Genomic DNA, 24,923 nt, shown 5'->3' with positions numbered 1-24,923 from the left:
GATTTGATTAACCATAGGTTGATTATTAACGTAGGTGCCCCCATCTCTGACAAAGAGATGATCTAGAAGGAGAGGCAGAATGATGAAAATTGTAGCAGCGATTAATTCCTTCAAAGGAAGCGCCACTTCCGCAGAATTAAATCAAGCGGTCTTAAGCGGGTTTTCAGACCAGTGGGAAAAATGTAGTATTCCCATCGCTGATGGGGGAGAAGGCTCGATGGCAGCAGTTTTTGCTGCGTTTGGAGGCAATTACGAAACGGTTCCAGTGACCGACCCATTAGGTGGTAAGTTGCAAGCCCGTATGTTGGTCACAAAAATCAATGAAGAAAAAATCGCTTTGATTGAATCTGCGGAAGTGGTCGGATTGCAACTCGTGGAACCTAGTGACGAGACCACCCGCAATAGCTCTTCTTTTGGTTTAGGCCAAATGGTCTTAGCAGCTTGCAGACAAGGAGTGAAAAAAATTTACCTGACCCTTGGCGGTAGCGGCACTTCTGATGGGGGCGTAGGCTTTTTACTTGCGTTAGGAGCAACCATTCAAAGAAACGTGCGAATGGAAAACAATCCTTTGCTACAGGCAGAATCTCTGGAGCTCAGCCAGTTGAACCCTCTGCTTGCACAAATTGACCTGTTTGCTTTAGCCGATGTAACAAATCCTTATTCAGGTGAACAAGGATTTGCGTCAGTTTTTGGTTCACAGAAAGGGGCAACCAAAGAAACGATCCAGCAGTTGGATCAACAAGCAAAGCGTTTGGCTGAACACATCAAGCGGACCACGGGGATCGATTTGGAAGTCCCTGGTGCTGGTGCAGCTGGGGGCCTTGGTGGTGCGGTTTATTTGGCAGGTGGTCAGTTGGTTCCGGGATTTTCGACGATTGCTTCCTTGATTGGATTTGAGGAAAAAATCAAAGGAGCAGACTTATTGATCACCGGTGAAGGTCGTATCGATGGCCAAACAGCTAGGGGGAAAGTACCCTATGGTGTCGCTTTGATCGCTCAAAAACGCCAACTCCCAATTGTTGCAATCTGTGGCTCCCGAACCGAACGTCTCGGTGAACTGTCGCAATTGCTTCCAACAGTCTTCAGTATCCAACAAGGACCAGTTTCCTTGGCAGAAGCGATGGAAAAAAAGCGAACCTTGATTAATGCTCAACAGATTGCTCAAGCCATCGCCGGCTTTGTGGAGCAGTGGCAAAAAAAGACCGGATCAGCTCCTTCAGAAGGCACTGATTTTCCAACCAAATAAGAAGCAAACACCAAAAAACTTCGTAGGGAAGGCAATCGCCAGTACGAAGTTTTTTGGTGTTGCGCCTTTTTAAGCCAAGGTGGCTTGTGCTTCAATCTCCACTTTAAATTCAGGGGCAACCAAGCCGGCAACGATGACGAGACTCATGGCCGGTTTGTTTTCTGCCAAAATGGTTGTGAATGCCGTACGGACAGCAGCTAAGTAAGCAGCATCCGTTAAAAAGACGGTCATTTTGACCACTGATGACCAAGACAGTTGATTGGCTGATAAATGCTCTTCGATTTTCTTCAAAACGATGGCTGTTTGCTCTTGCGGGTCGTCAGGTGTGGCTCCGTCTTGTGACGGCGTTTGACCAGAAATGAAAAGAAAAGGTCCCTGCGTGATTTTTGTATCGGTATAGATTGCCATTAATTTGGCTCCTTTCTTCTATCTTACCTTTGGATGATAGGGACAGATAGCAATTGATTGGGTGTGTCTTAGTTTACTTGATTACACCTGCAAAAACAATCAACAAACGTTTTCTGTTGGTTTTGTGAAACCACGGGACGAAGCCGCCCTTCCCCTTTAATAAAAACACTCATTTTTTTCAGGCTCCACTGAAATTATCGCCAGAATTTTATGGTTTTAATGTCTTATACTATGTTCAGATCAAATAAATAAACAAGGAGGAAAAAAATATGAATTGGTACAAAAACACAACAGAAGAACTATTACATACGTTGCAAACAACACGGCAGGGCCTTTCCTCCGAAGAACGCAACCAGCGTTTAGCAAAGCAAGGTGAAAATAAAATTACTGAGGCTGCGCAGATCCCTACATGGAAGAAAGTCGGCAAGCATTTTACAGACTTACTGATGTTGGTCTTAATCGTCGCAGCCGTTTTAAAAGGGGTTTCGGGTGATTATATCGAAAGCGGCATTATTATGGCGGTCGTCGTCATCAATGGATTAGTCGGCTACTGGCAAGAGCGTAAAGCCCAAGAGTCACTGGATGGGTTGAAGCAATTCATGGGGCAAGAAGCAACAATTTATGTTCATGGCCGCAAGAAGAAAATTGCTGTTTCTTCCTTAGTAAACGGAGATTTAGTCGTTTTAGGACCAGGAGATGTCGTACCAGCAGATATGCGCTTGATCGAAACCCATGATCTTGTGATTGAAGAGTCTATCTTAACCGGCGAATCTGAGCCAGTTCAAAAAATGACCGAACCCATTACTCAAGAAAGTACGATTGGTGACCAGCGGAACATGGCGTTTTCTGGTACCCATGTAGAAAGCGGAACTGCCAGCGGGATCGTCGTTGAAACAGGAGACGATACACAAATCGGCCAGATCAATCAAGCAATTCAGTCTGTGAAAGCGCAAGAAACCCCGTTGATCAAAAAAATGAAGCAATTGAATCACCAAATCTTTAAAGGCATTATCGGATTAGTGATTTTCTTGATCTTCTTTACTACCTTCCGCTACGGCTTTGATCTTGATCTCTTGTTCTCATCAGGTATCGCATTAGTTGTAGCAATGATTCCTGAGGGCTTGCCAGCCGTGCTGACCATGATTTTATCGATGGGTGTCAAGGAAATGTCTGAGGAGCAAGCAATCATCAAAACGATGCCATCAGTGGAGACACTAGGTGCCATGACGGTGATTTGTTCAGACAAAACAGGAACCTTGACCAAAAATGAAATGACGGTCGTCGATGTCTTAGTTGAGTCAAACGTGGATAAAGCAACGGTGCTTGATATCATGGCAAATTGTCAAGATTTGAAGCAAGACGAAGGACAAAAGGCGGCTGAACTCGTTGGAAACCCAACCGAAAAAGCCTTGTTACAATACGCAGAATTAGCGCAGCAACCATTGCGTAAAACAGTCGATAAAATTCCTTTTAGTTCCTCTTACAAGTACATGGCAACACGCCATCAAAATCAAGAAGAGCCGAATGACTCGGTAGTGTTTGTCAAGGGTGCGCCCGAAGTGTTGCTTGAGAAAAGCCAACTGACTTCAGATCAAAAGCAATGGTGGTTAGATGAAAGTGCAAAATTAGCAGCGAAAGGGCAGCGACTGATCGGCTTTGCGCATCTGACGCTGTCGGCACAGGAGTCCTTGTCCCACGAAGCACTCATCAATTTAACCTTTGTTGGGATCGCTGGCATCATTGATCCTCCGAAAGACAGTGCCATCAAAGCGGTAAAAGAGTGCTTGCAAGCGGGCATCCAAGTCAAAATGATCACAGGAGATCATGGCAAGACCGCTCAAGCTATCGGCAAGCAAATTGGATTGAAGCACACGAATCACGTGTTGGAAGGGCTGGAAATCGATCTGCTGTCTGAGGAGGAGTTGCAGCAAGCAGTCCAAAAGACAGATATCTTTGCTCGAACGACCCCAGAGCATAAATTACGGATCGTTAGTGCTTTGCAGGCGAATGAAGAGATTGTCGGAATGACCGGCGATGGTGTAAACGATGCACCAGCGCTGAAAAAAGCCGACATTGGGATCGCTATGGGGATCAAAGGCAGTGAAGTAACCAAGCAAGCAGCCGATATGGTTTTGGCAGACGATAATTTTCATACGATCGCCAATGCCGTCCGAGTGGGTCGACGGATCTACGATAATTTGAAGAAAACCATCAACTTCTTCTTACCAACGGCTGTTGCACAAGGATTGATCGTTATTGCGGCACTCTTGTTGAACCGACCACTGCCACTGACACCTGTACAAATTTTATGGGTAAATATGGTGACAACCATCACGCTTTCTTACGCACTCGGTTTTGAGAAGGCAAGTGCGGATGTCATGAATCGACCACCACGGCCAATCAAAGAAGGTATCTTATCTTGGTACAGTCTGTTCCGCATCTTCTATGTCTCGCTGTTAATCATGATTCCTTCCTACGTCTTAGCGATTCAGTTTGAAGGAACGGTCCTTCAACAAAGCATGCTACTGCAAAGTATCGTCTTTGCTCAAGCAGTCTACTTACTGAACTGTCGTGAGCTGGTAAAGCCGGCGTTGAATCGCCAACTCTTTGCCAATAAAGCACTCTTAGTCTCCCTGGCACTACTGATTGTATTGCAGGCAGCGATTTTCCTAACACCTATCGGACACCAGCTTTTAGGGATTGGTTCTTTGACGCTGATGCAGCAGTTGAGTATTGCAGCCAACGGGGCACTTCTTTTCACAGTCGTCGAAGGTGAGAAATTTATTACAAACAAGCTGCAAGGACGTCAAAAAGCTGCCCCAGTGAAACAATAAAGGCAGCTTGATGATTCTAGTGATAACTTAAATAATAGGTTTGAATGAGCTCAGTCACTTGATTGAGCTCATTTTTGGTCGGTACCATCGATAAATAAAAGACTGGGACAGGGGCATCATCTAATGGGAAGTTTGACAAAACAAAATCAACGTCGGTTGCCGATAGCCCTTCTAGTTGACCTGGTTCGATCGCCGATAGTAGAATACGTGCTCCGAGAAAGTCATTCAATTCTTGCATAAGGTAAGCTTTCCATGCTGGCTCCCCTTGAAAGATAAAGTATCCCTTTGCCCGGATAGGGTTGATTTGTAAAATAGCCTGTTGGATCAACAAGGTGGTGGTTGACCATAAAGGAAAACTCGTTTCCCTTTGACTGTTTGTCTGTTCTTCTAAAAAGTCATGGATCGTTGCTTCTATCGGTAGCGAATAGGGCTGATTCAAGCGCTGGATCTCGTGAAATTCTAACCCAAACCATTCTGAGAGTTTGGCAGACTCTTGCGTTTTGATCAAGAGCAGCAACAGATTCTCAATCAGCTGCGTCCCGCTAGCGAGAGGTAGCTGCAACGAGCGGGCTAATTGTTCGACAAAATGGGTCGTTTTATCGTGAATGGTTTGATACGTTTCAAGAGTCGCTTGAATCGTTTGGGACCAATCGTTATTGTAGTTCCAGCTTTCTAAAAAACAGTAGAAGCTAAAGAAGTGTTCGCTGCATTTTAAATATACGCCTTCTTTTTGGTAGAGATAACTTAATGGCTGTTGGAAAAGACCGTAGAGGGGATCATCCCCATTAAATTCGAAGGAATCCATGCGGCAATTGGCCTTGATACGGATTGTATTGATAAAAAACCAGCAAGTACCGAAGATTTGTTCTACGTCGATTTGGAGTTTATCTTTGCCCAGACGCTGTAAAAAATGTTGATAGTGGGACTCATGAATTGTATATTCCTCAAAAAAGTAATTGTTATGGGTATAAGGCAGTAAAAGTCGATGGAAAAAGACCCGAATATTGATCTCACTTCCTTCAAAGCGGATCACGCGATTTGTGATGCGAATCCGTAAGGAAAAATCCGTCAAACTTTTATTTAATTTTGTAATATGCCGCCGCAAAGTTTCATAGGAAGTTCCCGCTTGGCCAAGAATTTCTTGCGTGCTAAGTTCGCTGGAAAAAAGCAATGCTTTCATTAAAGAAACACCGATTGATTGAGGGAAAAACGTTTCCCATAGCTGACTCATCAACAATGGCCCATCATGGGTCAAAGCAAAGCCATTACTGGCGGCTTCAATCTGCCAACCTTCGGGTAATTGTTGACGAATATAGGTTATATCAGAAAAAACCGTTCGTTCCGTCGTATCGATCAATTTTGCTAGTTGCTTGGCAGTGATCATTTTGTGATTCGCCAGTTGTTCCAAGAGAAGGATCTGACGTAATAAATCCTTCTCGGTAATGATTTTTTTCATCATCCCATCCATGACAAAAACTTCCTTTCTGAGTCTTTCGTGTTCTTTTTGATTTTATACGAAAAAGGCAAGTTTTGCTATTTCCAATTCACCGAATGATGTTTTTCTATTAAAAAAGATGGAATGGGTATCCTTCTGAGTAACTGTCTAAAGGAATGAGGTTTTTTATGTGTTTTAACGGTTAGAGGTCTATCATATGTTCGTATTTCTTCATTCGCAAATACAAAGAATAACTTTCTTTCGATAATTTTATTTTTGAGGAAAAAAGACTCTTTTTGCGAGAGGCGTAGAGTTTTCGATGGAGAGCAGAGTCGATGATCCATTCAATTTCTGCTTGTTCTTCCTCTGATAAATCGGCATTTTTCTCATTGGATTGAATGAGAGAGTAAGTAAATTCTAAGCAGCTCATTTTATAAATAAAGGTGGAGAAATATAATTTGTCTATGTGCATTTAATCACCCTTTCTTATATCCGGTTCAATCATATAGAATAATATTTTGAATAACAATTCTGTTTTTTCATGATGTCATGAAAATTTTGGGTAAATGTCGATTTTTTGGTAAAAGTTAGCGAATATTTCGTAGCTTGATCTTCACGTAAGGGTTATAAAAAAACAAATATTATTTAAATGGATCAGCAACTATAATTAAGTAATCTGAAAGAAGTGAAGGGCATTTTTGGCCTAAAGAATGTGTCGTCATTTTGGTTAAGACAAACCGTTGCAGGATGTTTTCTTGTTTTGTCAAAAGGAGTCAAAAAAATAAAATTCGCTTTTTCCTGTTGACAGATCAACAAAAGCCGCGTAATATAGCTACCAATAACTCATTAAGACTAAACAAAAGAGAAGTATGAGGACGTTCGTCTTGCAGAGAGCTGATGGTGGTGCAAATCAGCAGATTGACGCTTCAGAAATGGACTTTTGTGTCGAAAGGCTGAAATCAGTAGGCTTTTTCCGGGAACTCCCGTTACAGAGAACGATCGTTGATAGACGATCTAGAGAACCAATTGAGGTGGCACCGTGAGTAATCGCCCTCAGGCAGACAAGTTTGTTTGCCTGAGGGCTTTTTTGTTTTTCTTGCCCTTCAACCAATAAAAAAATAAACGTAAAATCAAACTAAGAGAAGTACTTGAGTCTTTTTTGGTTACAGAAAGTCGGCGGTGATGAGAGTCCGGCACCAAGAAATCAAGGAAATGGCCTTAGCCGATCATTTTTTGAACCCTTTTTTGGCAGTAGGAAAATGCGGGAACTCCCGTTATAGAGGAAGACCGTTGTTAGACGGTTGATAGAGAAGAAGTTGTTTATTTGGGCAACTTCAATTGAGGTGGTACCGCGATCATTCGCCCTCAAGCAGACGTTTTTATGGCGTTTGCTTGAGGGCTTTTTGTTTACAAAGAAAGGAGCAGCTTATGTATCGAATGGAACGAATCAACAGCGATTGTTTGACACCTGTCTCAGTTTTTTTACGGATTCAAGGGGCGCATAAATGTTTATTGGAAAGTATTCCCAGAGAAGAAGATACCGGACGCTATTCGATCCTTACCTTTGATCCCGTTCAGAAAATGACCTTTAAGGATGGTGTTTTTCAAGTGGAGGATCTTTTGAAAAAAACGGTCAACAAGTACCCGTGTCAGGACCCTTTAAAAGAAATGGAAGGGTATGTAGTCAAAAAGGAAATTAGCGCTTTACCGAATCTACCGCTGCAAAGTGGGGCTATCGGGTATGCGGGCTATGATATCGCCGCTTGCTATGAAGACATCGGACAACTGCCCGCAGATGAATTGCAAGTGCCTGATATGGCCTTTTGGCTTTTCGAAACTTTTCTCGTTTTGGACCATCAGACGGAAACTTTAACGATCATTCTTGAAAATTGCTATAGCCAAAGAGGAACCGTCGAGATGGAGCAGGTAATGCAAGCAGTGAAGCAGCAGTTAAGGACACCAGTCGCCGCTGAGACCCGTGTATTGTCAAATGAAAAACTGCATTTTACCAGCAATGTTACTCAACATGCCTATGAAGCGATCGTTCAAGAGGCGAAAGCCCGAATTACGGCGGGAGACATGTTCCAAGTCGTTCCTTCGCAACGTCTGAAAGCGTCATTTAAACAAGAGCCCTTTGACTATTACCGCAAACTACGAGTGACAAATCCTTCCGCGTATCTCTATTATCTTGATTTCGATCACGGATTTAAAGTGATTGGAAGCTCACCTGAAAGCCTGATTCGCGTTCAAGGCGACGAAATCACCACGAATCCGATCGCTGGTACCCGCAAACGAGGGGCAACCAAAGCAGAAGACGAAGCTTTGGCAAATGAACTATTGGCAGATGAAAAAGAACGTGCAGAGCATCAGATGCTGATCGATCTTGGGCGCAATGATTTAGGGCGGATCGCTGAACATGGGACGGTTCATGTTCCTTTATACATGGTGATCGAGAAATACCGCTATGTCATGCATATCGTTTCGGTAGTGGCTGCCAAGCGCAGAGCAGGTGTGACGGCAATGGATGCCTTGAAAGCAACCCTGCCAGCAGGCACGGTCAGCGGGGCACCAAAGATTCGTGCCATGACTCGCATCTATCAATGGGAAGCTGTTCGAAGAGGGGTCTATGCGGGAGCCGTTGGTTATTTTTCACGAAATGATCAAGCGGATTTTGCCATCGGGATTCGGACATTGGTATTGAAAGACGAGATCGCATATGTCCAAGCAGGGGCGGGGATCGTTTATGATTCTGATCCTTCATCTGAATACCAAGAAACATTACACAAAGCCAAAGCACTATTGGAGGTGTCAGCCAATGATTTTACTCGTCGATAATTATGATTCCTTTACGTATAACTTAGTCCAGCAATGTCCAGCGGATACGATCGTCTTGCGAAATGACGATCCAGAGCTTTTTATTGTTGCAAAAGAAGCAGATGGCATCATTTTTTCCCCGGGACCAGGCCGTCCCGAAGAGGCAGGATTCATGATTTCTTTGATCAAAACATACCATGATAGCAAGCCGCTTTTAGGCATCTGCTTAGGTCATCAAGCCATTGGTGAAGCGTTTGGTGCCAAAGTGGTCCAAGCACCAGCTATTATGCATGGCAAGCAATCGACCCTTACATATCAGAAAAAAGGCGTATTCGAAACCTACCTAGGAGATATGACTGTCATGCGCTATCACTCGCTTGTCATTGAGCCAGCGACACTTTCAGCGGAATTTGAGGTTTTGGCTGAAACAGAAGGGATCATCATGGCGATTCAGCATCGCGAAAAACCAATCGTAGGACTCCAATTCCATCCAGAATCAATGGGAACAAACGAGGGGGCATTTTTCATAGAACAGTTTCTTAAACTCGTCTCGGATAATACAGAAAAAACACAAGATGAAAAAAGGAGGAATCTTTAATGCAAGCACTAAAAAAGCAGCCGCCGCAACAAATCACTCAGCAATTATTTAATGGCCGTCATTTAAGTTATCAGGAGATGCGTCACTTTGCTCAAGGAATTTTAAGCGGGGTGTTTTCAGAAAGTCAATTGGGCGCAGCATTAGTTGCGATGAAGATCAACGGCATCACAGCTGCCGAATTGACTGCTTTAGCAGAAATTATGTTAGAGCATGCCGTGACCATTCCTTATGAAAGAGGAGACACCATGGACAATTGCGGCACTGGTGGCGACCACGCCAATAGTTTTAATGTCTCCACTTCGGCTGCCTTCGTTTTAGCAGCTGGGGGAATCACGATGGCAAAACACGGCAATCGCAGTATCTCTAGTCGTTCAGGCAGTGCCGATGTCTTAGCATGCTTGGGGGTGGCAATTCAAGCATCACCAGAAAAAATCGCCGATCTATTAGCGACAGTCGGCATCGCTTTTCTCTTCGCCCCGTCGTTGCATCCGGGCATGAAAGCAGTGATGAAAATACGGCAAGAATTAGCGACACCAACGATTTTTAATCTATTAGGCCCTTTGATCAATCCTGTTCCGTTGACTACGCAACTGATCGGTACTTACGCTGGCGAGAGCTTGGTAGACACCGCTCAGGCGTTAGGCAGTCTTGGTCGGCAACGAGCAATGGTGATCCATGGATGTAATGGGATGGATGAAGCCAATTTGGCTGGTGAAACGGCGATCAGTTTTTATCACGAAGGAAAGGTGACGAATTTTTCTTTGGATCCGCAAGCGTATGGCTTTACGCCAGCACCGATCGAGGCGATCGTCGGCGGAGATGCGGCTCAAAACGCCGCGATCTTAACAGCAGTTTTGAAAAATCACCCTTCCGTTTATCTAGAGACAGTGGTCTTAAATGCAGGGTTAGGCTTTTATACCAACGGCAAAGCCGCCACCCTAGCGGAAGGCTTTGCGATGGCACGAGCGTGTATCGCTTCGGGCGCGGCCTACGACAAACTGCAGATGCTGATTCGTCAGTCAAATAGCCATTAACTACGAGAGCTGTAAGGAGGAGAATCATGGATTTTTTAGAAACGATCATCCAGAAAAAAGTTGAAGAAGTTGCCGCGATGCCACAAGAAATCGAAAAGGTCGTAGCGAAACGTCCATCATTTTATCAGCAAGTCAAGGACCAACCACAAAAGATGCACCTCATTGCTGAAATCAAGCGTGCTTCACCCTCAAAAGGAGATATCAACCAAGGGATTGACCCAGTCACACAAGCGCAAGCTTATGAAGCCGCGGGTGTCAGCGGGATTTCCGTTTTGACCGACCAGCAGTTTTTTAAAGGCTCGCTGGCAGATCTTGAAGCAGTCAGTAATGCCGTTTCGGTGCCTATACTATGCAAAGACTTTATTATCGACAGAAAACAATTGATTCGCGCCAAGAATGCGGGTGCCAGTATTGTTTTATTGATCGTGGCCGCTTTAAAACCAGAACGCTTAGCCATACTTCATCAAGAGGCAATAGCACTAGGGTTGGAAGTACTCGTTGAGACTCATAATGCGGCTGAATTTCAACAAGCCCAAGCCTTAGGGGCCAAAATCATCGGCGTCAACAATCGTGACCTAAAAACCTTTGACGTTTCCTTGGATGTCAGTGTTGCTTTAGCACCTCAGCCGTCAGAGGCGGTTTACATCAGTGAATCTGGTATTCGAACTTCCTCCGATGTGCTGCAGCTTGCACCGTTTTATCATGGAGTCCTCGTTGGAGAAACGTTGATGAGAAGCAATCGAATTGCTGAAACAGCTGCAGATTTGCAGGTGAGCCGCCGATGACCAAAGTGAAAATTTGTGGACTCACCGAACGGCTGCATGTCGAAACTGCCATCAGTGCAGGAGCAGATTACCTTGGCTTTGTTTTTGCCGAAAGCCGTCGGAGAATCGATCCGACACAAGTCCGCAAGATAACGGAGCAAGTACCCCAAAATGTAGGGAAAGTCGGGGTTTTCGTTTCTCCAAGTTTTGAAGAAGTGCAAGCGGCAATTCAAGCCGCCCAGCTGACAGCGATTCAGCTCCATGGAAAGGTTCTGCCATCTTTGCAAACAGCCATCCAGACAGGCATTTTTGCGCATCAAAAGATCGCAGTGATCCAAGCCTTTGATGGAGAAGCAGAGACTTTAGAACAAGATTTCCTAAGCTGCGAGGCAGATTTTGGGTTATTGGACGCTCCAGTAAGAGATCACCCTTATGCTGGCGGCAACGGCCAATCCTTTGATTGGCAAAAAGCGGCGAGAAAACCGTTACCGTTGTCTGAGCGATTTTTTATTGCTGGCGGTTTGCACGCGGAAAATGTAGAAGAGGCGATCCAACTTTTTAGGCCTTATGCTGTCGATGTTTCTTCAGGCGTTGAAACCCAGGGGAAGAAAGACAGTCGGAAAATCGAACAATTTATTTACTTAGTAAAGGAGAAGATAAAATGACCCAATACCCCACAGAAGCAGGTTTTTATGGTTCTTTTGGCGGGCAGTTTGTGCCAGAGACATTGATGTATGCAGTCAAGCAATTGGAAACTGTCTATCGTGAAGCACAAGCGGACGCAAGTTTTCAAGTAGAATTACAGGAATATTTGCAAGAGTATGTAGGAAGAGAGACCCCCCTTTATCATGCACAGCGCTTGTCACAACACTTAGGCGGTGCCAAAATTTATCTGAAGCGAGAAGATTTGAATCATACGGGCGCCCATAAAATCAATAATGCGCTAGGGCAAGTGTTATTAGCAAAGCGGATGGGGAAAAAGAAAGTGGTAGCGGAGACAGGTGCTGGACAGCATGGCGTCGCCACAGCGACTGCGGCCGCGTTGTTCGGTATGGAATGCACGATTTTTATGGGTGCGGTAGATGTTCAGCGGCAAGCACTAAACGTCTTTCGAATGGAATTGTTGGGAGCAAAAGTGGTTTCAGTCACTTCAGGCAATCAGACATTGAAAGATGCTGTCAATGAAGCGCTGCGTTACTGGGTCGCAACCGTCGAGGACACCCATTACGTGATGGGTTCCGTACTCGGTCCACATCCTTTTCCAGAGATCGTTCGAGATTTTCAAAGTGTGATTGGCAGTGAGACACGACGGCAACTATTAGAAAAAGAAGGACGACTACCGACGACAGTCGTTGCTTGTGTTGGCGGCGGCAGCAATGCGATGGGAATGTTTTACCCTTTTATCGATGATCAGACCGTTCGTTTGATTGGCGTTGAAGCAGCTGGGAAAGGTGTGGATACTACTGAGCATGCGGCGACCTTGACGAAAGGCAGTATCGGTATTTTACATGGTACCAAAATGCATCTGCTGCAAGACGATGATGGGCAAGTGATCGAACCTTATTCGATTTCAGCTGGTTTGGATTATCCAGGGGTCGGTCCCGAGCATTCTTACTTGAAGGAGATTGAGCGAGCGGAGTATTTCGCTGTCACTGATGAAGAAGCCGTTGACGCCTTTTATCTCTTGTCTCAAATCGAAGGCATTATTCCTGCTTTGGAAAGTGCTCATGCCGTTGCCTATGCCCTAAAGCTAGCCCCAATCATGACACCCGAAGAACGCTTAGTGATCTGCTTGTCTGGGCGAGGGGACAAAGATGTTCAACAAATCAAAGACCGGAAAGGAGCAGCGAAATGACCAGCAAAACATTGACGATGAAACTAAAGGAGCGCCAAAAACAAGGCAAGCCACTATTTGTTCCTTATATTATGGCGGGTGCCAACGGACTGGAACGCCTGCCAGCAGAAATCGAACTGTTGACGACACATGGCGCAGCGGCCATTGAAATCGGCGTGCCCTTTTCAGACCCAGTCGCAGATGGAGCGGTCATCCAAGCAGCTGGAATGCAGGCATTAGCCAATGGGACCACTTTAAAAAAGATCATTGCTTTGCTGCAAACCATCCATTCCGAGGTTCCACTGGTATTGATGGGGTATGCCAATTCATTCTTTCATTATGGGATTGAACAGTTAGCAAATGAGTTAAAAGCGACAAATGTGAAAGGGTTGATTATTCCAGATTTACCTTTTGAACATCGATCACTAGTAACCCCTACTTTTGATGCGGCGGATCTCGCGCTGATCACACTGGTCTCTTTGACCAGTCCTCCAGACAGAATTCAGACGCTGATCGAAGACGCGGAAGGATTCGTTTATGCTGTGACAGTGAACGGTGTCACTGGAGAAGATCGCCAATACAACGAACAGCTGGATCAGCATTTGCAAGCCATTTCGGAAAAAAGTCCGATTCCAGTATTAGCTGGTTTCGGGGTCTCGACCCACGCAGATGTGCAGCGCTTTGCCAGTGTGTGTGAGGGGGTAGTGATCGGTTCAAAAATCGTAGCAGCGCTACAAAACGAGCCACTGCCTAAAGTCAGTGAGCTGTTAGCAGAACTCGTTGGTAAGCCATAGAAAACAATGTGAAGGAAAGAACCCGAATGGGGTTCTTTTTTTATGAGAAAACTAGTATTCGAGGTACTGATGGGCTGCTATGGAAAAAAGAACGTGATGTGTGAAGAGGAAAAGAAAAAAGGCTGATTGAAGATCAGCCCCAAATTGTCGTGATTATGCCAGTGTATCGGTGTCGATGGTTACTGTCTCGCAAAAATGCCCTCTGCCCCCAACGTAAACATGTTGGATTTCCTTTCGCGAAGTCGTAACGAGTTTGACAAAGATTTCAGAAGGTTCACCTAAATTGCTGCCTTGTTCAAAGCGATACACTTCTTTTTCGAGGGCACACTTTTGATACAAGAAGCAAGCCAAGGCGGCATTGGAAGTGCCTGTGGCAGATTCTTCATTGATGTCAAACAATGGAGCAAAGTTACGACAAACGATTCGTTCTTTTTCCATTGCATATAAGTGCATGCCAACTACTTGTTGAAGCGCACTTACTTTTTTTATTTCCTCAAAATCAGGTGCAACTTGCTGCAACTGGGCCGTTGTTTTGATTGGAATAAGGATATCCTTTAATCCAGTAGAAACGATTTGAATAGGAATTTGATCATTGATAGCATTGGTATCAAAACAGTCAGTTAATTGTTCTAGTGAAAGCACATCTGAAAACAGTGGTTTGTTCTGTTCCATGAAAATGACACCGTCTTTGATGGTGATCGACAAACGTCCGGCGTTGGTGTCGATGCGATACTGTTGCCTGGAAAGTTTGTTTAGATACGATAATAGTGCAAAGGAGGCAATTGTTGCATGTCCGCATAAGTCAACTTCTTCTTTTGGCGTAAAATAGTCAAATCGGAAATCGGCCTGCGGGGATTTCGATAAAAAAGCTGTTTCTGAAAAGCCTAACTCTTTTGCGACGGCTAACTTTTGTTGTGGCGTAAGAGGCTGTTCCAACAAGACGACTCCAGCCTTGTTGCCACCCGTTTGATTTTTACTAAACCCACTTGCGATATGTACCGTTATCTCCATAGGACACCTGCTTTCTTTGTTCTTGTTAAGCATAGCATAATTTTTGCAGGAGGAGGATATGAAAACGGATTGGGTAAGCGTGTTATACTGAAGGTACGACAGAGGAGGGACTTTATGAAGAGAGGGAAAGTAGTTGTAGTGAGTGGCGTTACAGCGTCGGGCAAAACGACATTGGTTCGTGAATTGAGTAGATTGGCAGATGGAATAGTGATCTCCTTTGATGATTATAGTATCGATGCATTGCCCTCAGCACCATCTTTTGATTATTTTTTACAAGATCCCCGCGCAGCGATCAATCAATATGACATCAGTCTGCTACTGAAAGATTTGAAGAGAGCGATGAGCATTCAACCAATCATTTTTGTGGACTTTCCCTTCGGATATGAGCACCAAGATTTGCGTCAGTTGATCGATACGGTGATTTATTTGAAAACACCACTAGATATTGCTTTTGCTCGTCAGATTAAACGGGATTATACGAACGAATCAAAAGAAGCGATTTTGACTTGGGCAGATACTTATCTTTCCTATGCAAGAGAGCTATTTGTTTTACACGAACAGATCATTGCTGAAACCAGCCGACTATGTACTGGATGGTGCTCTACCAGCTGATCAGCTAGCAGAACAAGTCAAGTATTATCAAGTATTTTAAGAAGCGCTTTTAAGCAAGATTTAGTCTACTGAGTTTTGTTTAATCTCCCTTACTATCTGTTTCAGAGGTCAAAAATGCCGCTGCTTCCTCTAAAGAGAGCGCTGCTCCATTGAATGTGGGCCACGCATTGATACCGTCACATTTTTTTCTCGGAATCAAGTGAAGATGAAAGTGAGGGACTGATTGACCCGCTGCTTGATTTGCTGCGCTTAGCAAATTAATCCCATCAAATCCTAAGCGAGTGACACAATGATCTGCTATTTTTTGAACCGTTTGAATGAGGTGAGCAAGAAGAACGGGGTCGCAATCTAAAATACTGGTGTAATGTTTTTTAGGAATAACCAGCATATGATAATCCACGTCTTTGGCATGATCAAGGAAGGCGCAAACACTGTCATCTTCATGGATTACATGGCTTTTTATTTTTCCAGAGACGATGCGGCAAAAAGGACATTCTTCCATCAAAATTCCTCCTATGGAATAAATTTTATTAGTTGTGTTCGAGAAGTATAATATCTAAAAATGTGAAGCTACGGGATTATGGGAAACCATAAACGATCTTTGTAATTAAGCCGCTCTTTGAGAGGATAATATCATATTTATTTAGCAGTTAAAACTATATGTGATAATTAATGATGTTTTAGATAATTAGTTAATAGGTTGTTTGCAAAAGAAAAGCACCGTGCTGCTGATTTGTGGTAAAAGTGACGTTTGAAAAAAGTGGTTTTTAAAAATTTATCAAAAAAAATCGTTAGGAATCAAGATTCCTAACGATCTGCTAGTGCAATGCACGATAATATAACGTTCCAGGAGGGATTCGAACCCCCGACCGTTCGCTTAGAAGGCGAATGCTCTATCCGGCTGAGCTACTGGAACAAATAATTTTCAGCGAATGCTCACTTCGCCTAAGCTGTTGAAATCAATCAGCAACAAATAACATTATAGAAAAAGGGCGCAGCAATGTCAATCGCTTTTCGCCCTTTTCTTATTTTTTCTTTGAAAAAAGGAAGCGCAGCTGCCCTCAACCTTTCTCAGGTTCCTCAAGAATTACGCTATCTGCTTCTTTCGTAATGAGAATCACACCATCTCCTAAAGGGACAAGCGTGGAGGTCAGCTGAGGATGGTTCATCACGGTATCCAAGAAAAGATTCAATTTGCGATGGATCGCTCGCTGGTTACGAGGGATTTCTTCGATGGGGTGTAGAATCGTTCCAGCTTGAAATACGTCATCCACCATCAGCACACCGCCTTTGCGTAATAGACGCAGACATTCTGGTAAAAATTCAATGTATTTTGATTTGGCGCTGTCCATGAAGATAAAATCATAAGGGCCACTCAATGTAGGTAGGACGTCTGCCGCTTGTCCTTCTAATAGCGTGATTTTTTCTTCATTTCCTAAGCGAGCGTAGGTTTCTTTGGCTTTGCGGATCATGACGTCAAAGCGATCGATCGTTGTGACATGACCATCTTTCACACATTGCGCCATCAAGCTTGAAGAAAAACCGATCGCTGTGCCGATCTCAAGGATTTCTTTTGGCTGGAGCTGTCCTAATAAAAACTGCAAAAAGACCACTGTTTCATGTGGGATGATTGGCACTTCTTTTTCATGAGCGGCTTGCTCGATTTCACCAAGTTCGCCGGGTAATTGCTTTTGTTTTTCACGCATAAACGCCACTAGTTCTGGTTTGACTACTGGACGATGCATCATTTCGTTGCGCATCTTCATCCTCCTAATTTATCGCTGCCCCTTATTATACGAATAACTCACCTTAAGTTCAATCTTTTCGAGTCTTTGGAACAACAAAAAAACCAGTCATAAGACTGGCAGGATAAAGGGGTGAAAAATATTTTTGGGATATTTCTATCATAACGGTGTTATGTGGAGGTTTGGTTAAAATCCTGTGAAGATCTCGTCAGGTTCTGCTTAAATTTTCATCAAGGAAGAAAAGCAACCCATCAACAGGGCAAAAACGAACTTTTTATCGAAATATTCAGAAAATTCAGGGAAAAGTGTTGACAGAGGAACCTGCTGTTTGGTATCTTCATAACAAGATAAAAAAAGTGATAGGTGACGACGATGGATAAACGATTGAAACAAACAGCTGCATTTTTATTATTATTATCGTAAGGACTCTTTTTCTATGACCCGCCTTTTTTAAGGCATCATTTGAAGAGTCCTATTCGCATTGCATGAAGGAAACCCTTTATGGAGTGCTTTTTTTATACCATTTTTTCAATTGTGTTTGAATGAGGTCGCGCCAAGCGTGCTCCTACCACTGCTAAGGAGGAAATAGTGATGAGAGAAATCCAGTTTTTTGATACGACATTGCGAGACGGTGAACAGACCCCGGGAGTCAACTTTAATACGAAAGAGAAGGTTCAACTGGCGCTGCAATTAGAAAAATGGGGCATCGATACGATCGAAGCAGGTTTTCCGATTGCATCAGAAGGAGATTTTCAAGCAGTCAAAGCGATTGCTGGGGCGGTGACGAAAATGACCGTTGCAGGACTTGCCCGTTGTCAGAAAAAAGACATTGATCGTGCCTATGAAGCTCTTTATCAAGCCGTCGATCCACAGATCCATGTCTTTCTAGCAACGAGTAAGGTGCATCGCCAGTACAAGCTGAATATGACGAAAGCAGAAGTACTCGCTTCCATCAAAGAACATGTGGCTTATGCGCGTGAACGCTTTGAAAAAGTTCAATTCTCGCCAGAAGATGCCACCCGCACCGATAAAGCCTTCTTGCTTGAGGCGGTTCAAACAGCGATTGATGCCGGCGCGACGATCATCAATGTGCCCGATACAGTAGGGTTTACCAATCCTACGGAATATGGAGCGCTTTTTGCCTATTTGATCGCCAATATCAAAAGCGAGCAGCAGATCACTTTTTCTTCCCATTGTCATGATGACTTGGGAATGGCGACAGCCAATGCGCTGGCGGCTATTGAAAATGGTGCTGATCGGGTGGAAGGAACGATCAACGGGATCGGCGAACGAGCTGGCAATACTGCATTAGAAGAAGTGGCCTTGGCGTTGCATATTCGCAATGATTTCTATCAGGCTACCTCCAACATCAAATTAAACGAAACAAAACGAACCAGCGATCTGGTGGCACGTTTGTCAGGAATCACGGTACCGAAAAACAAAGCGATCGTCGGAGGCAATGCTTATGCCCATGAATCAGGGATTCATCAAGATGGCGTCTTGAAAAATCCTGAGACCTACGAAATTATTACCCCACAGTTGGTGGGGGTAGAAACCAACTCGTTGCCTTTAGGCAAACTTTCTGGCCGCCATGCGTTTGTCGATAAAATGCAGCAACTGGGCTACCAGTTTGACCAAGAAGAAACCAACGAATTGTTTAAACGCTTCAAAGAATTGGCAGATAAAAAGAAGCAAGTGACCGAACAAGATTTGCTGGCTTTGGTGGCCGATCAAGGCCGCAGCCAAGAAGGCGGCTGCGAGTTGGACGCCGTTCAGCTACAATACGTGTCCAATGGCCATCAAGGAGCAGTGGTTTCTATCATCAAAGACGAGGAAAAACAAGTGGCATCAGCCATCGGTGCCGGCAGTATCCAAGCTATCTACAACTCGATCGATCAGATTTTCCAGCAGCAGCCGAAGTTGTTGAATTATGAGATCACTGCCTTGACCAGTGGGGAAGATGCGCAAGCGGAAGTGCACGTGGTCATTGAATGCCAGGAAACCAATGAAAAAATCAGCGGGATCGGCTTAGACTTTGATGTCTTGCAGGCGTCAGCCAAAGCATATGTACAGGCTAGCGCAGCTCTAAAGAATCGAGGTGTCCTTGTTTGAAAAAGATCGTGGTTTTAGCAGGAGATGGCATCGGACCAGAAATTATGGACAGTGCCCTTGCGGTATTGAAAGCGGCTTGTCCTGACCATCTCCAGCACTTTCATTTTGACCAGCGGCCATTTGGTGGAGCGGCGCTGGCACTTACTGGAGAGCCATTGCCGCAAGAAACACTACAAGCTTGCCAGCAGGCGGATGCGGTCCTTTTAGGAGCCATTGGTGATCCAGCTTGGGAAAACGCACCGACAACACCCGAGAAAGGACTTTTGAATCTGCGTCAAGCGTTAGGTCTATACGCCAATATTCGACCCATCAAAGTAGTTGATGCGGTGATTGCTTTGTCTCCCATCAAAGAAACGATCCTTCGAGGGACAGATTTTGTCATCGTTCGTGAGTTGACTGGCGGTATCTATTTTGGCGAAAAAGCAGAAAAACCTGAAGAAGCCTACGACATCAATCATTATCACCAAGCAGAGATTCGACGGATTTTGCGTAAAGCCTTTGAGATCGCCCGTACGCGGAAGAAGCGGGTTCTCTCTGTCGATAAAGCAAATGTGTTGGCGACTAGCCGGCTTTGGCGCCGATTAGCGGAAGAAACGGCACAGGAATTCCCAGATTGTCAGTTGACTCATCAATATGTTGATTCCGCCGCTATGAAAATCATCCAAAATCCCAAAGACTTTGATGTAATCGTGACCGAAAATCTCTTTGGCGACATTTTAAGTGATGAAGCCTCGGTTTTGCCGGGGTCATTAGGGGTGCTACCAAGCGCAAGCCATGGCGCAGAAGGGGTTTCTTTATATGAACCGATCCATGGCTCGGCACCGGATATTGCTAGGCAAAATTGTGCCAATCCGGTTTCCATGATTTTGTCTGTCGTGATGATGCTAAGAGAGTCCTTTCAAGAGGAACAGCTGGCAGATACCATCGAAAGTGCGTGTTATGAGGTAATGAATGCGGGGATCTTGACGCGTGATTTAGGTGGGACGGCAACGACAACTGCCTTTACAGAAGCGGTTATTGCACAGTTAGGAGTGAGCAATTATGGGGAAAACGCTGTTTGATAAACTATGGGATCGGCATGTGATCACAGGAGAAGAAGGGCAGGCGCAGCTGCTTTATGTCGATCTGCATATGATCCATGAAGTGACGACGCCGCAAGCCTTCGAAGGATTGCGGCAAGCGGGACGGACAGTTCGCTGTCCCGAAAAAACCTTCGCAACAATGGATCATAATGTGCCTACCAAAGATATTTTTACCATCACCGATCTGGTTGCAAAAAAGCAAATGGATACGTTACGTAAAAACTGTCATGATTTTGGGATCGAATTGTGTGACAATGGCTCTGCCAACCAAGGAATTGTCCATATGGTTGGCCCAGAAGTAGGCTTGACCCAACCAGGAAAAACGATCGTTTGCGGTGATTCCCATACTGCCACCCATGGTGCTTTCGGCGCGATCGCATTTGGGATCGGTACGAGTGAAGTGGAGCATGTCTTTGCGACACAGACGATTTGGCAGACAAAACCGAAACGCATGGGAGTTGAGATCACCGGTCAGCTGCAGCCGGGGGTGTACGCCAAAGATATTATTTTGGCATTGATCGCGACGCATGGCACAGATTTTGGTGGTGGCTATGCCGTAGAATTCTTTGGCGAAACGATCCGCAACCTGACGATGGAAGAGCGCATGACCATTTGCAATATGTCGATCGAAGGTGGGGCAAAAATGGGCTTGATCGCACCTGATGAAACGACCTTTGCTTATGTGAAGGATCGACGCTTTGCGCCACAAGCGTTTGCCAGTGCGGTGACGGATTGGCAAACCCTTTATACCGATGAAGGTGCCAACTATGATGCCCTGATCACCTTAGACGCAGCAACCTTAGAACCTTACATCACTTGGGGCACCAATCCAGAAATGGGAGTACCGGTCAGCGAAACGTTTCCTGAAGTGCGAGATCACAATGATCAGCAAGCCTATGAATATATGGCACTGCACCCCGGACAGACGGCTGCCGATATCCCCATCGAATACATCTTTATCGGATCGTGTACCAATGGTCGTTTGTCTGATCTGCAAGAAGCAGCGGCGATTTTGAAAGGTCAGACCATCAAAGAAGGGGTCACTGGCATTATCGTTCCTGGTTCACGCCCTGTTCGTAAAGCAGCGGAAGCTATCGGTTTAGACAAAGTCTTTATTGAGGCTGGTTTTGAATGGCGGGAGCCTGGCTGTTCCATGTGCCTAGGAATGAATCCTGATAAAGTACCAGAAGGCGTCCACTGTGCCTCCACGTCAAACCGCAATTTTGTTGGACGGCAAGGGAAAAACGCTCGGACGCACCTTTGTAGTCCAGCAATGGCGGCAGCAGCTGCGATTCATGGGCGTTTTGTCGATGTACGAGAAGTGGTTGGAGGTGTTGGTTAATGGAAGCTTTTACGCAATTTGAAGGTACGACGCTGCCTTTGATGAATGACAATATCGATACCGATCAAATCCTACCGAAAAATTATTTGAAGCGCGTCGAAAAAACGGGGTTTGGCGAATTTTTATTTGACGATTGGCGCTATTTGCCGCAACGCAAGCCTGATCCAGCATTTATCTTGAATGATCCAGCATATCAGACCGCTCAAGTCCTCGTCACTGGTGATAATTTTGGTTCTGGCTCTTCTCGAGAGCATGCGGCTTGGGCGCTGTTGGATTACGGCTTCAAAGCCGTGATTGCTGGTAGCTTCGGTGATATTTTCTATATGAATGCCACCAAAAACGGGCTGCTGCCCATCGAGCTGCCTTTGACTGTTCGCCAAAGGATCGCCTCGCTGCCTGCTTCTGAAAAAATCAGCATCGACTTGCCGAGGCAATGTGTGATCGTTGCCGGGGAGGAGCATTTCTTTGCAATCGATGCTACCTGGAAACACAAATTGATCCACGGTCTCGATGAGATCAGTATCACCTTGCAGGAAGCGGCGAAAATCACCGCCTATGAGCAGACGATTCCAGCGTATTGGCAGTAGGGCTAGGGGACTGGTCGTTATTCGTTGGCTGGTATTTGTGAAAGAATGTTTCTTAACCCTCGCCAATCAGCTTCGATTTGCGGAGTCAACGTCCGATTATAAAAGATCGCAGCGGGATGATACATCGGCACGATCAGATATTCTTTTTCCGACCATTGATAGCCATCCTTTGTCGGATTGCTTTCTTGAATTTTGGAACGGATCACTTCGCCATGGTGGTCTTTGATATAATAGGCGTTGCCTAATAATCGCTGTAGTCCGATATTGCCAACAGTTGCAATGACGGGCGGATCCACGATGGACAACTCGTAGTCAAGCAGTGGTGCGTGTAGCAAGACTTCCTTTTTGGTAGGTGTCCGATTGGGATGGACGATCTCATGGGCACCGCTGCGCTTGTTGATTCGTTCTTTGACGGAATATGGACGGCTGCGGACAGCGCTGGTGATGTAGACATCCTCACGGGTCAAACCGGCTAAAGCCAACGATTTCATCAATTCTTTTCCTGCTTGTCCGCTAAAAGGAATAAAATTCTCGATTTCGGTTCGACCAGGGGCTTCACCAACGATCATCAATTTGGGCTGCAGCGGTCCTTGACCTGGAACAAATCCTTCCAACGGATAACTGCGGGATGCCTGTTGAACGGCAGTGGCTAATTCTTTGGGGTATTGCATGAAAACTCCTCCCATTCTGTTTCGCTTGTGCTCTTTCTTCTATAGTAATAGAAAATAAAAAATGCACAAAAGGAAATGTCTAGTAGCAAAAGAATTCTGTCTTTTCCTTAATTAGTGATTGACTTTAGGAAAACATTTTGATAAAGTTAATCTGTTGTAATTGTGGACTCCACAGCTACAACCGCACAGAACAAGTAGTAAGTACGAAAGTCACTTGGGATGGCGAGTCTAAGTATATTATAAGGAGGTGCTGTAGAGCATGTACGCAATTATCAAAACTGGTGGGAAACAAGTAAAAGTTGAAGTGGGTCAAGCAATCTACGTTGAAAAATTAGACGTTGAAGCTGGACAAAAGGTTACTTTTGATGAAGTTATCTTAGTAGGTGGCGAATCAACAAAAGTAGGTGCCCCAATCGTTGCAGGAGCAACTGTTGAAGGAACTGTTGAAAAACACGGCAAACAAAAGAAAGTCGTAACTTTCAAATACAAACCTAAAAAACATTCACACCGTAAACAAGGTCACCGTCAACCTTACACAAAAGTTGTTATTGACGCGATCAACGCTTAATTCTTACGAAAAGCAGGGTAACGAATATGATCAAAGGGACATTCAAACGAAATGACTCTGGTCGGATTGTTTCTTTTGAACTAGCTGGACACGCACAAGCAGGAGAATACGGCAAAGACATCGTCTGTGCTGCAGCATCCGCTTTAGCGATCAGTGCAGTCAATGGGATCGATGCTTTGGCTGGCGTTGCGCCAAAAGTTGAAGCAGATAACGAAAATGGTGGGTACTTATTAGTCACACTGCCTTCTCGTTTGACCCAAGAGCAGTCGAATATCGCACAAATTCTTTTAGAAAATTTGTTGATCGGCTTGCAATCAGTTCAAGAAGAGTACAACGATTATATCCAAATCAAAACTACTAAAGAAAACTAGGAGGTGCATCTCATGTTGATGAAAATGAATTTGCAATTCTTCGCTCACAAAAAAGGTGGGGGTTCTACTTCTAACGGACGTGACTCTCAATCAAAACGTTTAGGTGCGAAACGTGCTGACGGTCAAACCGTTTCAGGCGGATCAATCCTTTATCGCCAACGCGGTACTAAAATTTACCCAGGGGTAAACGTAGGTATCGGTGGAGATGATACATTGTTTGCAAAAGTTGACGGCGTTGTTCGTTTCGAACGTAAAGGCCGCGACAAAAAACAAGTATCTGTTTATCCAGTAGCGCAAGAAGCATAAGAAATAAAACGCTCAATCCTTTGGTAAGAAAGGGATTGGGTGTTTTTTTGTTTTTCTAAATATTTTTTGACCATACTTTTGACCATACTTTTTAGAAATCAACATATTTAACCAGCTTTCTTGTGGTCTCTATTTTTTTATCCTTGGTCATATGTGTATAGGTATCCATTGTGGTTTTTATATTAGCGTGACCTAACCTTTCTTGGACTTCCTTCATACTAGCATCTGCCTCAAATAGCAAACTAGCGTGAGTATGCCTAAAACCGTGAAGCCCAATATTAGGCAAATTTGCTCGTTCAGAATAAATTTTAAATCTTTCAGTAACTGCCTGATTAATTGTAAAGGTGTTTTTCTCATTGGTGAAGATGAAGGCAGGTTTATTGAAGCCATTTTGAAATAAATATTTCATCTGCATTAGCTTCCATTCTTTTAAGCTTGTGATTGTTCGTTCGTCTAATACTAATTTTCTATTTGATGCCGTAGTTTTAGGTTTTTCTGAAACATAATATTCCGTTGCCTTTGTAACAGTCTTCGAGATAGAAAGTTCTTTACTTTCAAAATCTAAGTCACTCCAATTCAAAGCAAGACATTCGCCAATTCGACATCCGCTGAATGCTAATAAACGAAATATCGCATAATCCCTTAATCTGAAAAATTCATTTTTTTCCTCATTAATCACATTTAAAAATATTTGTAACTCTTCTTTTGTATAAAATTTTATCTTTAATTTTTTTTCAGCAGATTTATTTTTAGGA

General features: G+C 44.4%; 23 protein-coding genes, 1 tRNA gene, 1 pseudogene and 3 other annotated features. Of the genes and pseudogenes, 17 read left to right on the top strand and 8 right to left on the bottom strand.

All coding sequences use genetic code 11. The features are described from left to right. Positions 1–79 precede the first annotated feature (79 nt). Positions 80–1,246 (top strand): glycerate kinase, encoded by a 1,167-nt coding sequence (locus tag A5877_RS02420; RefSeq protein ID WP_086316289.1) that lies wholly within the window; start codon positions 80–82, stop codon positions 1,244–1,246. Positions 1,247–1,315: 69 nt separating this feature from the next. On the opposite strand, the gene A5877_RS02415 is transcribed toward A5877_RS02420, so the two are convergent. Next, a complete protein-coding gene (locus A5877_RS02415) occupies positions 1,316–1,654 on the bottom strand; it encodes a RidA family protein (protein WP_005235278.1) in 339 nt (112 codons plus the stop codon). A gap of 269 nt (positions 1,655–1,923) precedes the next feature. Here A5877_RS02415 and A5877_RS02410 point away from each other — a divergent pair, with 269 nt between their 5' ends. Beyond that, entirely contained in the window at positions 1,924–4,488 is a 2,565-nt protein-coding gene (locus tag A5877_RS02410) for an HAD-IC family P-type ATPase (protein WP_086299354.1), read from the top strand. A gap of 16 nt (positions 4,489–4,504) precedes the next feature. Here A5877_RS02410 and A5877_RS02405 read toward each other — a convergent pair whose 3' ends face one another. Beyond that, entirely contained in the window at positions 4,505–5,956 is a 1,452-nt protein-coding gene (locus tag A5877_RS02405) for a helix-turn-helix domain-containing protein (protein WP_086316288.1), read from the bottom strand. Positions 5,957–6,768: 812 nt separating this feature from the next. After that, positions 6,769–6,981 (top strand) — a binding site (T-box leader). Positions 6,982–7,047: 66 nt separating this feature from the next. Continuing rightward, positions 7,048–7,293: a binding site (T-box leader), on the top strand. 58 nt (positions 7,294–7,351) lie between these two features. Here A5877_RS02405 and trpE point away from each other — a divergent pair. Genes trpE through trpA form a run of 7 tightly spaced genes read left to right on the top strand, consistent with a single transcriptional unit; the run spans position 7,352 to position 13,761 of the window. Beyond that, entirely contained in the window at positions 7,352–8,758 is a 1,407-nt protein-coding gene (trpE, locus tag A5877_RS02395; protein WP_005235286.1) for an anthranilate synthase component I, read from the top strand. After that, on the top strand, positions 8,739–9,335 hold the full coding sequence (locus A5877_RS02390; protein WP_005235288.1) for an aminodeoxychorismate/anthranilate synthase component II: 597 nt from the start codon (positions 8,739–8,741) through the stop codon (positions 9,333–9,335). The genes trpE and A5877_RS02390 overlap by 20 nt, the downstream gene beginning before the upstream one ends. Next, positions 9,335–10,369: an anthranilate phosphoribosyltransferase gene (trpD, locus tag A5877_RS02385; protein WP_086316287.1), complete on the top strand. Its 1,035-nt coding sequence runs from the start codon at positions 9,335–9,337 to the stop codon at positions 10,367–10,369. Before A5877_RS02390 ends, trpD begins: the two co-directional genes overlap by 1 nt. Before the next feature lie 26 nt (positions 10,370–10,395). Continuing rightward, positions 10,396–11,154: an indole-3-glycerol phosphate synthase TrpC gene (trpC, locus tag A5877_RS02380; protein WP_086316286.1), complete on the top strand. Its 759-nt coding sequence runs from the start codon at positions 10,396–10,398 to the stop codon at positions 11,152–11,154. Beyond that, complete coding sequence (locus A5877_RS02375) at positions 11,151–11,798, top strand: phosphoribosylanthranilate isomerase (protein ID WP_005235294.1); 648 nt, start codon at positions 11,151–11,153, stop codon at positions 11,796–11,798. Before trpC ends, A5877_RS02375 begins: the two co-directional genes overlap by 4 nt. Then, the gene (gene trpB, locus A5877_RS02370; protein ID WP_016613400.1) at positions 11,795–12,988 is read left to right on the top strand and encodes a tryptophan synthase subunit beta; all 1,194 of its coding nucleotides are present in this window, start codon (positions 11,795–11,797) and stop codon (positions 12,986–12,988) included. The genes A5877_RS02375 and trpB overlap by 4 nt, the downstream gene beginning before the upstream one ends. Beyond that, positions 12,985–13,761, top strand: a complete 777-nt coding sequence (trpA, locus tag A5877_RS02365) for a tryptophan synthase subunit alpha (protein ID WP_005235298.1) — start codon at positions 12,985–12,987, stop codon at positions 13,759–13,761. Before trpB ends, trpA begins: the two co-directional genes overlap by 4 nt. Before the next feature lie 153 nt (positions 13,762–13,914). On the opposite strand, the gene A5877_RS02360 is transcribed toward trpA, so the two are convergent. Continuing rightward, positions 13,915–14,772, bottom strand: a complete 858-nt coding sequence (locus A5877_RS02360; protein WP_005235300.1) for a PhzF family phenazine biosynthesis protein — start codon at positions 14,770–14,772, stop codon at positions 13,915–13,917. Between the two features lie 114 nt (positions 14,773–14,886). Between A5877_RS02360 and A5877_RS02355 the strand changes: the two are divergent. After that, positions 14,887–15,424: pseudogene (locus A5877_RS02355) on the top strand (AAA family ATPase). 39 nt (positions 15,425–15,463) lie between these two features. Here the strand turns inward: A5877_RS02355 and A5877_RS02350 are convergent. The 3 genes from A5877_RS02350 to A5877_RS02340 all read right to left on the bottom strand — a co-directional run bounded on the left by A5877_RS02350 (position 15,464) and on the right by A5877_RS02340 (position 17,144). Continuing rightward, positions 15,464–15,886: an HIT family protein gene (locus A5877_RS02350; protein ID WP_005235304.1), complete on the bottom strand. Its 423-nt coding sequence runs from the start codon at positions 15,884–15,886 to the stop codon at positions 15,464–15,466. A 340-nt stretch (positions 15,887–16,226) separates the two neighbouring features. Continuing rightward, a tRNA-Arg gene (locus A5877_RS02345) sits at positions 16,227–16,300 on the bottom strand. A gap of 145 nt (positions 16,301–16,445) precedes the next feature. Further along, on the bottom strand, positions 16,446–17,144 hold the full coding sequence (locus A5877_RS02340) for an O-methyltransferase (RefSeq protein WP_034872576.1): 699 nt from the start codon (positions 17,142–17,144) through the stop codon (positions 16,446–16,448). Between the two features lie 576 nt (positions 17,145–17,720). Here A5877_RS02340 and A5877_RS02335 point away from each other — a divergent pair. From A5877_RS02335 to leuD, 4 genes are read left to right on the top strand one after another with little or no spacing between them, the layout of a single operon-like run. After that, positions 17,721–19,241 (top strand): 2-isopropylmalate synthase, encoded by a 1,521-nt coding sequence (locus tag A5877_RS02335; protein WP_086316285.1) that lies wholly within the window; start codon positions 17,721–17,723, stop codon positions 19,239–19,241. After that, positions 19,238–20,302, top strand: coding sequence for a 3-isopropylmalate dehydrogenase (leuB, locus tag A5877_RS02330; protein ID WP_005235314.1), 1,065 nt, complete (start codon positions 19,238–19,240; stop codon positions 20,300–20,302). Before A5877_RS02335 ends, leuB begins: the two co-directional genes overlap by 4 nt. After that, positions 20,283–21,665 (top strand): 3-isopropylmalate dehydratase large subunit, encoded by a 1,383-nt coding sequence (gene leuC / locus A5877_RS02325; RefSeq protein WP_005235315.1) that lies wholly within the window; start codon positions 20,283–20,285, stop codon positions 21,663–21,665. Before leuB ends, leuC begins: the two co-directional genes overlap by 20 nt. Further along, positions 21,665–22,252 (top strand): 3-isopropylmalate dehydratase small subunit, encoded by a 588-nt coding sequence (gene leuD / locus A5877_RS02320; RefSeq protein WP_005235316.1) that lies wholly within the window; start codon positions 21,665–21,667, stop codon positions 22,250–22,252. Before leuC ends, leuD begins: the two co-directional genes overlap by 1 nt. A gap of 17 nt (positions 22,253–22,269) precedes the next feature. Here leuD and A5877_RS02315 read toward each other — a convergent pair whose 3' ends face one another. Beyond that, complete coding sequence (locus tag A5877_RS02315; protein ID WP_008378509.1) at positions 22,270–22,923, bottom strand: uracil-DNA glycosylase; 654 nt, start codon at positions 22,921–22,923, stop codon at positions 22,270–22,272. A 169-nt stretch (positions 22,924–23,092) separates the two neighbouring features. Further along, positions 23,093–23,163 (top strand) — a sequence feature (ribosomal protein L21 leader region). 19 nt (positions 23,164–23,182) lie between these two features. Between A5877_RS02315 and rplU the strand changes: the two genes are divergently transcribed. The 3 genes from rplU to rpmA are packed head-to-tail and all read left to right on the top strand — an operon-like array spanning position 23,183 to position 24,168. Continuing rightward, positions 23,183–23,491, top strand: coding sequence for a 50S ribosomal protein L21 (gene rplU / locus A5877_RS02310; protein ID WP_005225751.1), 309 nt, complete (start codon positions 23,183–23,185; stop codon positions 23,489–23,491). 26 nt (positions 23,492–23,517) lie between these two features. Continuing rightward, positions 23,518–23,862, top strand: coding sequence for a ribosomal-processing cysteine protease Prp (locus tag A5877_RS02305; RefSeq protein ID WP_005225752.1), 345 nt, complete (start codon positions 23,518–23,520; stop codon positions 23,860–23,862). A gap of 12 nt (positions 23,863–23,874) precedes the next feature. Then, on the top strand, positions 23,875–24,168 hold the full coding sequence (gene rpmA / locus A5877_RS02300; RefSeq protein WP_003126181.1) for a 50S ribosomal protein L27: 294 nt from the start codon (positions 23,875–23,877) through the stop codon (positions 24,166–24,168). Positions 24,169–24,259: 91 nt separating this feature from the next. Here the strand turns inward: rpmA and A5877_RS02295 are convergent. Further along, a partial coding sequence (locus A5877_RS02295) for a site-specific integrase (RefSeq protein ID WP_139843940.1) occupies positions 24,260–24,923 on the bottom strand: 664 nt, incomplete at its 5' end.

Source organism: Enterococcus sp. 3C7_DIV0644 (assembly GCF_002141235.1).
GTDB classification, from domain to species: Bacteria; Bacillota; Bacilli; order Lactobacillales; family Enterococcaceae; genus Enterococcus_D; species Enterococcus_D entomosocium.
Note: the sequence above shows the minus strand (reverse complement) of the source record. Positions and strands in the feature narration are given on the sequence as shown.